Here is a 10,503-nt window from a genome sequence, read left to right as displayed (position 1 = left end):
TCCATAAAACGAACAGCAAATTTCACTATTTTGCTGATTTTACCTCATGTCATGGGCTGTGGATAAGCAGCATTTAAAAAACCTTTTGAAAAAAATTTATCCGCTTTTGAATGACTTTACCTCTTCTGATACTCGCTATTTATTCTAAATGGATTTAATTGAATTCATTATTAAAGCATTAAAAGATTTTGCTGATATCAAAACAGGTACCTTAGGCGGCTTTATTGAAAAGGAAGATAACTTCTCTCATGAGGGCAATTGCTGAGACTATGATGAGGCTCTTGTGTTTTAAAATGGTCACGTTTATGAAAATGCTAGGGTTTATGAAAATGCCAATATTCATGGCATTGCTGTTATTCGTGAAAATGTCGGCAGGTCTACTAAAATAAAAACCTATACTGAACCTCTCTCTCCTTATGGTGAATTAGAGATTGTCTGGGTCTAATCAATAAAGCGGTGTAAATGAAAGTACAGGCGTGGCGGGGGCGCTCCTCTTCCAAATTTTAGCAAACGTTTATCATATTAGATTGTGAGGGTATCTTTATGTGCAAAAAATACCAATTAACAAATGAAATCAAACAAATTAAAGATAGAATTACTAAGAAAATTACAAACCTTTATCGCATTAAAGCTTTAAAAGACTTTGATGATGTCAAAGTAGGTGATCTGGGAGGCTATATCGAAAAGGAAAGTAACTTATCCCATGATGGCAATTTCTGGGTGTATGATAATGCGTGGGTTTATGGCAATGCCAAGGTTTCCTATCATGCCAAGGTCTGGGGTAAAGCCTATGGCAATGCAAAATTAAACAGTCAAAGTAAAGTAAGTGTCGTTCCAAAAAAATGTAAGGTTTATGAAAACGATAATGTTGTCAATATAACTGATAAAACAGAATAAAAATAGATATGGGGGGCGTGCCTTTTTTATGGTGTATAAACGCATATAAAACGCATTGCTATAAACATATCATAAAAGAGAGAGTAAAATAAAAAAAAGCCGCGCCAAGTGATATGACGCGGCTTTCAAATAGCGATTCTTATTGATTAAAATGAATCATCCACAATGGAGTAATCAGTGCATATATACAAAACGTATCATATTGCAAGTGCTTTATGAGAGATATAAAACTTATCAAAAGGAATGTAAATGTTGCGTATGATCTTTAATCACTCATTTGAATTACAGAGCCTATAAACGCTTTTATGGCTATCAAACAAATTACTCAACATGGCAAAATTGTATGGTATGTACGTATTGGTCACGGTAAACGCATTAGAATACGCGGTACCTATGGAACGCAAGAGTTTGTTGATAACTACAAAAGCGCACTTGCCGAGTTACAAGGGCTTATACTTCCTAAATCAAAAACCGGTAAACTTGTTGAAGGTTCATTTGCATGGCTGCTTAAACAATACTTTAACAGCTCTAATTGGCATAGCTACTCTAATACTACAAAGAAACAAAAAGAATACATTCTTATGAAGATATGCGACTCCATAGGAAACATTCCATACCAAGCAATTGAAAAGAAACATATCATAGCCGGTGTTGAACGGCGCAAAGAAACACCAGCAATGGCTAGAAACTTTCTGAAAGCCCTTAATGGACTTTTTAATTGGGCAATTGATCAAGGTCTTTTGGAAAATAATCCAACTTTAGGCGTCAAAAAACCTCCTCTTAAAAATAAAAGCGGCTTTCCTGTTTGGACAGAAGAAGATGTTGAGAAATATTATCAAAGATGGTCCCATGGTACCCATGAACGCGTTTGGATTGATATTCTTCTGTATACGGGCTTACGTCGTGGTGATGCGGTTCGCATTGGCTGGAAAGATGTCAAAGACAATATTATTCATCTCAAAACAGAGAAAAGTAAATTCCAAACAGATGTCTTTCTACCTATTTTACCGGAATTAGCCAAAACGCTTGAAACTGGTCCTATTGGAGAAGAAACATTCATTTGTGGTAAAGAAGGTAAAAAACTAGTTAAAGAAAGTTTTGGCAACCTTTTTCGAGAGGCTTGTAACGTAGCAGAAATAAAAAAATCAGCACATGGCTTAAAAAAATTAGCAGCAACACGCGCAGCTAACTCTGGTGCAATAGTACCACAACTCAAAGCAATTTTTGGCTGGACAAATGATGCTATGGCATCTCTTTACACAAAGAGCGCAGATCGCAAAAGGTTAGCTATAGAGGCGATAAAAAAGCTTCAAAAAGATGAGGGATAGAGGCAAAAAACTCAATAGAATCAAGATTCACCTATTCCCTTATATTAGACATAACTATTTTATTTTACTTGCTTTTTATTTGCCTAATGAATATACTAACAACTTCATGACATTGGTAAAATTATCCGGCGGGTTATTATTAAAAGAATCAGAAAGTTTTTTGTAAAATTCTTTCCACAAACATTTTTTCCAATAAAGCCACCTAATTCATCAGCCTTAACTTTAGCAAAGATATAAGGCATGTGTTTCATTTATTAAAGCAAATTCTTTTCTTTAAAAAGGTTATAGCCTTCTATCTAACAGCGTTTTTGCTGTAAAATTCAAATTATCTATCTGCTCAACTAAAGAACTTTTATTGTTTAGCTTTTGTGCTTTTTTCAAAGAGATGTGGGCTTTCAAGAATAAGCTTTTCTCGTGCTTTTTGTAACTGTTTAATGACTTCATCAATCTTTGACGGAGAACAAAAAGATTCTTGGCTATTTAACAAATGCAGCCTCTCCTTTCCCTCATATAAACATTGCATCTGAGATTGAAGTATTCTAACTTCTTGAAAAAAAAGACGTCCTGTTTCCTTAAAACCATTATTAAGTGCAAAAAGTTGATCAGAAATGGATAGCAGAATTTGTTTTAAAAAACGCTCATTTTCTTGGCGTTTACGATATTCTAAAATAAGAGCATGGCTTATCTCATCTAACTGTTTTTTTGTAGAATCAATTTGACGCAATAAATTTGGTTTTTCCCCCATATCACCTTTTCTCACCTTCACAAGCATAGCATGAATGTCTAATAACTTAATTGCGGAATGAGACAAATAATCAACAACTGTAGGCGTATTAACATAGCATTTACGTGCAATCATCACAAACTCACCTAATGACTGTTTTTTACATTCATCCCGCTATTTATTTTTCATTTTACAAGACCATTCTAAAGAAAGTGCTAAAAAATATTACCTCCAATACATTATTCGATGGAGCCCCTTCTCTCTTTTCACGATCAACGTGGAATCCGTGGAGAGAGAAAACGTACAGGTGTATAAAGGATAAGATGTGTTGTTTTTTCCAATACACTACTACCATCAGCAAGAAGGGCTTGACTAGGTGACAATTCTGTACCTTGCATAATTGTGGAAGCCAAAGAACCTTCTCGAGAAAGAGCCATCAACGTTGGCGAAGATGCAAAGACATTGTGTGCTCCCCCATCCACATGAGAGAAATCAAGAACAGCTATTCCATTTTTACGCAACATTTCAATATCTGAGCCATCGCCCACACGATGATGTCCACCCGTAAGACGTCCTGAAACCGCAAGAGCTTTATCCGCTCTGGATACTAAAATAGCGGTTGGCTGCGGGAGTTTTTTTATATCATTAAGTTGTCGCTCAAATACATCAACATCAATATCTGGTGCAGCCATTAATAAACTTGTAATACGACGAATAGGCCTATATTTTCCCTGTAACGCTAACGTTCTAAATGCTTCCATTATAACAAAATTGCCCATAGAATGTGCAATAACCGAAATTTGATCAGCATTGGTTTCACTAATAAGTGTTAAAAGCTCTATCAATCCGTCACGGGCAAAATTAGCACTGTCACGATCATAAATATAAAGAGGAACTGATCCGGCCGAAGGCCAAGAATAATGCACAGCGACAACATTTAAAGAATAATCGTGTGTAAACTGTGCTGTACGAAATGTACCATCTGCAAAATTATTATTATACCCATGGATAAAAAGAAAAATTTCTCTTTTTCCTTTTGGCTTTTTTGCTAAAGCAGCATTTAATTGCTGTGTAAACTGTTCTTTATTATCGTATTTTTGCAATGCTACTGCTGCAAAATACTTATCATGCGTAGGTTTATAGGCATTTATTTCAACAACTCCCTTTACATGTTGCTGAGGAATTCCTACGTCAACACGATTATAATGAACTTTATTTGATCGCTCTGCACCATAAGGTTGAGCGTAATTATTTTGCATCATACGACTCGTTGCAACATACACTGGAACGATGGCTTTTGGAGAAACTGGTTTCCCTTCAACTTCCCTTTCTACGGCAGTCATAGAAGGTGTTGCATGCACCCCATGCCAAAGTACAGCACGTGAATCACTACACGCTGATAATAAAGAAATACAAATAAGAAGTGTTAAATATCTCAGAATCATTATACTTCTCACTGCAACTTCAACCCACCTTATAAAAATATAACATTTCAAATGCATAGATAAAGTAATAAAAAACGAAACATTATTGGCAACACACTAACAAATAACATACAAAAAGATTTTTCTATAATGCCTATAAATCCCCTCTCTCTAACATAACTTCATCTCACTATGGAGAGACTCACTGCGAACTGGTGCGGTCGAGAAGACTCGAACTTCCACGGGTTGCCCCACAGCGACCTCAACGCTGCGCGTCTACCAATTCCGCCACGACCGCACGTGGAAAGAAAAAATCTAGGTTTTTAGCCTTTAACAAATCATAAAGAAAGGTACAAGCCAATTTTCTTTTTCTCATAATTTATTTTATCGGGATGCTTTATAACTTAATAGAGATTACGAGAAATATGGGCTTTACTATGACCTTTGAACCATCATCATAAAATGTGCTTGTGCCGCTTGATCTTTTTCATAATAACCATGAAAGTTTTTTGTAATTGTTGTAGAGCCTTGTTTTTGGATTCCTCTCATAGCCATACACATGTGCTCAGCCTCAATCAATACTGCTACACCATGAGGCTTCAGATACGTTTTTAACGCGTGAGCCACTTGCGCTGTCATAGCTTCTTGAGTTTGTAAACGACGAGAAAAAATATCTACAACACGTACAATTTTTGAAAGACCAACAATTTTTGCATTAGGAAGATATGCTATGTGTGCTTTCCCAATAATTGGGATCATGTGATGCTCACAGTGTGAATAAAAAGGTATATTCTTTACGATTACGGCTTCATTGTATCCTGAAACCTCTTCAAAAACTGTACCTAAGGTTTCTTTAACCGATTGACTATAACCATTAAAAAGCTCGCGATATGCCTTGGCTATACGTTTTGGAGTATCTAAAAGCCCTTCTCTATTTGGATTTTCCCCTATCCATAAGAGTAATGTACGAATCGCTTCTTCCACCTTTTCAATACTCGGACGCTTTTCTTCAGATAAATTTGTGTCTTCTTTAACAACATTACGCATTCAAAAACTCCAAGCTTACTCTATACAAAGCATTTGCTCCATACCTATCTCATTTTGTATAATCTCTATATAAGCGAATTAAAAGTTTAAACAATCACGACTTTCAAAATTTCAGGCAATAGCGCATGATTGATACTATCTATAATGATAAAATACTTAAATATGCTGCACATATAGGCAAAATTGGGCGTCTTAATAATCCTGATGCAACATCAAGAAAACATGCACACCTTTGTGGTTCGACAATCACTGTAGATTTAAAAATGGAAAATGGTATTATTACCGATTTTGCTCACGAAATACATGCATGTGTGCTAGGGCAAGCTTCAGCTTCACTTTTAGCATCTCATATCATCGGACAAACAACTCAAGATCTTAAAATATTGCGTGAAGTTGTCTACCAAATGCTAACGCAAAATGGTCCTTCTCCTCAAGCTCCATTTGAGGATTTTTCTTGCTTACAGCCCATTAAAGACTATAAAGTGCGCCATGCAGCAACACTACTACCCTTTGATGCAATGATAGACTGCATTCAAAAAATTGAAGAAAAATAAATGTTCAAATCACAATCTAGACAAAAAAAGTTGACTCGGAATTACACAGGCACTTGGCAAAAAACACCCGGACGATTATTGGGTATTTTCTTAATACGTTTCTATCAAATAACACTTTCGAGCCTTATAGGTAATCAGTGCCGCCATGCTCCGACTTGTTCAGAATATACATATGAAGCGATTGCACGCCATGGGCTTTGGGCTGGTGCATGGATGGGACTCTTTCGTATCATGCGTTGTGGGCCCTTTGGAACAGATGGCTTTGATCCAGTCCCTCCATCGCTTGGAAATTCTTGCTGTTTTTATAAACCTTGGCGTTACTGGAAAATTTCTGACAAACACAACAAATAATCCTTTTCTTTTTTCACATGTATTGATAAAAAATTAGTCTATAAGCTTTTTACTCAATTTTCACGAAACCATCCGCAATCGTTAGCGGAATTGGATTAAAAGGGTGTTTTTATGTCTTGCTCTATTTCTCTTTTTTTTCCCGATGGTTCAAAACGTAATTACCCCGCCGAAATGACAGGCTTGGAATTAGCAGAATCTATTTCTAAATCACTTGCAAAAAAAGCAGTCGCCTATAGTCTTGATAGTATCACGCGAGACTTATCGGATCCATTGGGACAATCTGGTCAAGTAGAGATTATTACCCGAGAAGATTCACGCGCTCTTGAGCTCATAAGGCATGATTGCGCCCATGTCCTTGCTGAAGCAGTGCAAGAGCTCTTTCCTGAAACGCAAGTAACAATAGGTCCTGTCATTGAAAATGGATTCTATTATGATTTTGCACGCCAACAACCTTTCACATTAGATGATCTCACCGTCATTGAAAAGAAAATGCGTGAAATTATCCAACGCAATAAACCTTTTAGAAAAGAAATTTGGTCTCGTGAAAAAGCAAGAAAAGTTTTTTCTGAGAAAAAGGAATTTTATAAAGTTGAACTTATTGATAGCATTCCTGAAAATCAAGATTTAAAAATCTATTATCAAGGGGAGTGGTTTGATCTTTGTCGCGGACCGCACATGCAATCTACAGGGCAAATTGGGAATGCTTTCAAATTAATGAAAGTTGCAGGAGCTTATTGGCGTGGCGATGCCAATAATCCAATGCTCACGAGAATTTATGGAACAGCATTTGCAAATGAAAATGACTTAAAAGCCTACCTTCATATGCTAGAAGAAGCTGAAAAACGTGATCATCGCCGCTTGGGACGTGAAATGGACTTATTTCACTTTCAAGAAGAAGGGCCAGGAATGATTTTTTGGCACAAAAAAGGTTGGAAAATGTTCCAAAATTTGATCAGCTATATGCGTAGACGCATTGATGATCATCAATATGCTGAAGTTAATGCACCACAAGTTCTCGATAGGTCACTCTGGGAAATATCTGGCCATTGGGGTTGGTATAAGGAGAATATGTTCAAAGTAATTTCAGCAGAAGAAGATTCAGATCATGGGAATGTTTATGCCCTTAAACCAATGAACTGCCCTGGTCATGTGCAAATTTTTAAACATGGTTTAAAATCTTATCGTGATTTGCCTATTAGACTTGCTGAATTTGGACTTGTTCATCGTTATGAGCCTTCAGGCTCTTTACATGGTCTTATGCGTGTGCGTGGTTTTACACAAGATGATGCGCATATTTTTTGTACTGATGAACAATTAGCCGATGAATGTCTCAGTATTAATGATCTTATTTTATCAACTTATGCCGATTTTGGTTTTAAAGAAATTAGTCTTAAGCTTTCAACCCGTCCAGAAAAACGAGTTGGATCTGATGCATTATGGGATCATGCAGAAAGTATCATGGAATCTGTCCTTAAAACGATTGAAACAAAATTTGCAGGACAAATCAAAACAAGCATCCTTCCAGGTGAAGGAGCATTTTATGGTCCAAAATTTGAATATACATTAAAGGATGCTATCGGTCGTGAATGGCAATGTGGAACAACACAAATAGACTTTAATCTCCCTGAACGTTTTGGTGCATTCTATATTGATAAAGATTCAGAAAAACGTCAACCTGTTATGATCCACCGTGCTATTTTTGGATCAATGGAGCGTTTTCTTGGTATATTAATTGAAAATTTTGCTGGACATATGCCACTTTGGCTTGCTCCTGAACAAATTGTTGTTGCAACAATTACATCCGAAGCAAATGAATATGCCCAAAAAATAACAGCAAAACTTAAAGCTGTTGGGCTTTCCGCAACAATAGATCTCCGCAATGAAAAAATTAACTATAAAATACGAGAACATTCTTTACAAAAAGTCCCCGTAATTTTGGTATGTGGCAAACGTGAAGCTGAAACAAACAGCGTAAATATGCGCCGCTTAGGAAGTACAAATCAAACCCTTTTATCTGTAGAAGATGTGATTAAACAACTCTCAAATGAAGCAACACCTCCAGATTTGCAACGTGTAATAAATGCATAATATCACGGAAGATGGTAATACGTTAATTTTTTACTATAAATTTTCAGTTTTTGTACAAAATGAAATAATTTGATATTGTAGTGTGTTTTTGTTTCATGCACAATGACCTGTCACCAGAAAGAATAACGTGCTCTTTCTCTACAAGGTGGATTGGTGAAAAAGTTGAATATAAGCTATGAGCTGTTTAAATGCAAAAATCATAGACAATTGAATATTAATAATAACATTAATCTTTTACCTTTATAATAAAAAAATTCTGCTATTATGATGGATAGATCATTACAATAATTATAGAAACATCAAGCAAGAAAACTGAAAACAAGATTATATTTATTAATAAAAAATATGTAAAATTAGCTGAACAATGATATTTCTTATTCGTAAGATAAGCCCTTATAAAAAGGACAATATATTGATTTATAATGATAATATATCGTTATTCATATTAAATAAGGTTTCGAATATCATAGGCTTCTCTTATTTTTAATATGTTTATGTTGAATCTATCAAAATCATTTGCTTGCACGAAACAAGCGGAATGAGTGCGTGGATAAAAATTATTGAGAAAGGACTTTTAAAATGCCTACAATGAACCGCCTAAAGTGCTAAGAATTGTTGCAGTCATTGAGAACAGGCTATAATTATAATGATGATGCCGACTTGAACCTTCATAAGTATAAAAATAGCGGTACTCAACGAGTTTACCATTAATCATTCACGAGGCATTATGGTAAAATAAGATTAAGAAGCCTTAAGAAACATCTCTTTAAAACAAGCACATGAATTGGTAAGCTAATGGCATTCTACATCCCGCAATCTACACTGATGAGATATTGCCTTAATTTTTATAAAGCCAAATCAAAAAAATGGCAAAACTCAGCGTTTATTCTTTCTCTTCTTCATGTTTTACCAAATGAAAAACTCTTATAAAAAACTCGTTAAATATACACATACGATATATGACTACTCGCTGAACGTATAAAATTCTGGGCACATCCATAAAACATCTAAATATCTACAAAACACATATAAAATAAAAAAATATTATTATCGTGCTCTATCAAGAACACGCTTACATTCAATGAGTTCAAACAGAATTTCTTGTAACAATGCTTTATCAGTTTTATCTTTGTAAAGATTCACAGAACCGACAGATGTTTCTCCCTCATTTCTCATGAAACTCAAAAGCCCAAAAGAAGATTTCTTAGGCTTATTGCTAGCATTTTCAGAAGTTTGTCCTGCATGTTTCTTCTCTATAACCACATTCATAGCATCAAGATCACCATTACCCAATGCAGTCACAAAAGCAACACCATTTTCTTTCAAAAGGCGTTGCACACCTTTTATCGTATAACCCTGATCATATAGTAACTGCTTAATACCATTGAGCAAATCAACATCGACCGGACGATAATAGCGCCTTCCTCCCCCACGTTTCATTGGTTTAATCTGCCTAAAACGTGTTTCCCAAAATCTTAAGACATGCTGCGGAAGCTCCAATAACTCCGCTACTTCGCTAATTGTGCGAAAAGCATCAGAGCTTTTATCCATTTTGTAACACCTTATTTAAAACAAAATAAATTACTTCACAATGACTCATTCTGTCTCAATTTCTCAACAAGATTAGTCAAAAATAAGACCATCATTGATACCTTACTCACCAGTCTTTTTCTAAAAAATAAAGACCCTTATTTTATACATTTCTTTAACAAATACCAAACATACCATGGCATTTATTTATGAGATATCATTTTTTCTGTTTTGCACGATGCGAATCTAAAATTCTCTGTTTAAGGACATTGGCAGCCTTAAACGTCACAACACGTCGCGGCGGAATCGGTGCTTCAACACCTGTTTTTGGATTGCGTCCAACACGTTCATTTTTACTGCGAACCTGAAAAGTTGCAAAAGAAGATAATTTAACCGCTTCACCTCTTACAAGTGAGTTGCAAATCTCATCCAAAACCAATTCGACTAAAGCTGCTGATTCAGTATGTGACAAGCCCACTCTTTTACAAACTACGCTCGCTAAATCTGCACGCGTTACTGTCTTACTTGTCATTATAACCACCTATTAAAATATTAAAAAT

The 10,503-nt window shown here is 35.6% G+C and carries 9 protein-coding genes, 1 tRNA gene and 2 pseudogenes; 6 read left to right on the top strand and 6 right to left on the bottom strand.

Annotation, left to right across the window (positions count from 1 at the left end; genetic code table 11):
• Positions 1–148: 148 nt before the first annotated feature.
• The 3 genes and pseudogenes from ACFINI_RS07460 (at position 149) to ACFINI_RS07450 (ending at position 2,225) form a co-directional block, all read left to right on the top strand.
• Positions 149–445: pseudogene (locus ACFINI_RS07460) on the top strand (hypothetical protein).
• Between the two features lie 98 nt (positions 446–543).
• Positions 544–876, top strand: a pseudogene (locus tag ACFINI_RS07455) (hypothetical protein); the annotation flags it as partial.
• 326 nt (positions 877–1,202) lie between these two features.
• Positions 1,203–2,225: a tyrosine-type recombinase/integrase gene (locus ACFINI_RS07450; RefSeq protein ID WP_375647298.1), complete on the top strand. Its 1,023-nt coding sequence runs from the start codon at positions 1,203–1,205 to the stop codon at positions 2,223–2,225.
• Positions 2,226–2,577: 352 nt separating this feature from the next.
• Here ACFINI_RS07450 and ACFINI_RS07445 read toward each other — a convergent pair whose 3' ends face one another.
• From ACFINI_RS07445 to folE, 4 genes are all read right to left on the bottom strand, one after another.
• Positions 2,578–3,084, bottom strand: coding sequence for a hypothetical protein (locus ACFINI_RS07445; RefSeq protein ID WP_375647294.1), 507 nt, complete (start codon positions 3,082–3,084; stop codon positions 2,578–2,580).
• A 137-nt stretch (positions 3,085–3,221) separates the two neighbouring features.
• A complete protein-coding gene (locus tag ACFINI_RS07440; RefSeq protein WP_375647289.1) occupies positions 3,222–4,394 on the bottom strand; it encodes an alpha/beta hydrolase in 1,173 nt (390 codons plus the stop codon).
• 192 nt (positions 4,395–4,586) lie between these two features.
• A tRNA-Leu gene (locus ACFINI_RS07435) sits at positions 4,587–4,671 on the bottom strand.
• 137 nt (positions 4,672–4,808) lie between these two features.
• Positions 4,809–5,420 (bottom strand): GTP cyclohydrolase I FolE, encoded by a 612-nt coding sequence (folE, locus tag ACFINI_RS07430; protein WP_375629374.1) that lies wholly within the window; start codon positions 5,418–5,420, stop codon positions 4,809–4,811.
• A gap of 125 nt (positions 5,421–5,545) precedes the next feature.
• Between folE and ACFINI_RS07425 the strand changes: the two genes are divergently transcribed.
• The 3 genes from ACFINI_RS07425 (at position 5,546) to thrS (ending at position 8,413) form a co-directional block, all read left to right on the top strand.
• Positions 5,546–5,974, top strand: a complete 429-nt coding sequence (locus ACFINI_RS07425; protein WP_375647281.1) for an iron-sulfur cluster assembly scaffold protein — start codon at positions 5,546–5,548, stop codon at positions 5,972–5,974.
• A complete protein-coding gene (gene yidD, locus ACFINI_RS07420) occupies positions 5,975–6,325 on the top strand; it encodes a membrane protein insertion efficiency factor YidD (RefSeq protein ID WP_375607118.1) in 351 nt (116 codons plus the stop codon).
• Positions 6,326–6,436: 111 nt separating this feature from the next.
• Positions 6,437–8,413 (top strand): threonine--tRNA ligase, encoded by a 1,977-nt coding sequence (gene thrS, locus ACFINI_RS07415; protein ID WP_375647277.1) that lies wholly within the window; start codon positions 6,437–6,439, stop codon positions 8,411–8,413.
• A gap of 1,047 nt (positions 8,414–9,460) precedes the next feature.
• On the opposite strand, the gene ACFINI_RS07410 is transcribed toward thrS, so the two are convergent.
• Positions 9,461–9,964 (bottom strand): MerR family transcriptional regulator, encoded by a 504-nt coding sequence (locus ACFINI_RS07410; protein ID WP_375607116.1) that lies wholly within the window; start codon positions 9,962–9,964, stop codon positions 9,461–9,463.
• Between the two features lie 196 nt (positions 9,965–10,160).
• A complete protein-coding gene (locus tag ACFINI_RS07405; RefSeq protein ID WP_273791377.1) occupies positions 10,161–10,475 on the bottom strand; it encodes an integration host factor subunit alpha in 315 nt (104 codons plus the stop codon).
• Positions 10,476–10,503 lie beyond the last annotated feature (28 nt).

The sequence above is a fragment of the Bartonella sp. AA56HLJMS genome, assembly GCF_042197145.1.
Taxonomy (GTDB): Bacteria; Pseudomonadota; Alphaproteobacteria; order Rhizobiales; family Rhizobiaceae; genus Bartonella.
Note: the sequence above shows the minus strand (reverse complement) of the source record. Positions and strands in the feature narration are given on the sequence as shown.

What these genes read in the sequence shown, in the direction of transcription:
- ACFINI_RS07405 (WP_273791377.1), bottom strand. Translation starts at nt 10,475, where the DNA reads ATGACAAGTAAGACAGTAACGCGTGCAGATTTAGCGAGCGTAGTTTGT.
- ACFINI_RS07445 (WP_375647294.1), bottom strand. Translation starts at nt 3,084, where the DNA reads ATGATTGCACGTAAATGCTATGTTAATACGCCTACAGTTGTTGATTAT.
- ACFINI_RS07410 (WP_375607116.1), bottom strand. Translation starts at nt 9,964, where the DNA reads ATGGATAAAAGCTCTGATGCTTTTCGCACAATTAGCGAAGTAGCGGAG.
- yidD (WP_375607118.1), top strand. Translation starts at nt 5,975, where the DNA reads ATGTTCAAATCACAATCTAGACAAAAAAAGTTGACTCGGAATTACACA.
- ACFINI_RS07425 (WP_375647281.1), top strand. Translation starts at nt 5,546, where the DNA reads ATGATTGATACTATCTATAATGATAAAATACTTAAATATGCTGCACAT.
- thrS (WP_375647277.1), top strand. Translation starts at nt 6,437, where the DNA reads ATGTCTTGCTCTATTTCTCTTTTTTTTCCCGATGGTTCAAAACGTAAT.
- ACFINI_RS07450 (WP_375647298.1), top strand. Translation starts at nt 1,203, where the DNA reads ATGGCTATCAAACAAATTACTCAACATGGCAAAATTGTATGGTATGTA.
- folE (WP_375629374.1), bottom strand. Translation starts at nt 5,420, where the DNA reads ATGCGTAATGTTGTTAAAGAAGACACAAATTTATCTGAAGAAAAGCGT.
- ACFINI_RS07440 (WP_375647289.1), bottom strand. Translation starts at nt 4,394, where the DNA reads ATGATTCTGAGATATTTAACACTTCTTATTTGTATTTCTTTATTATCA.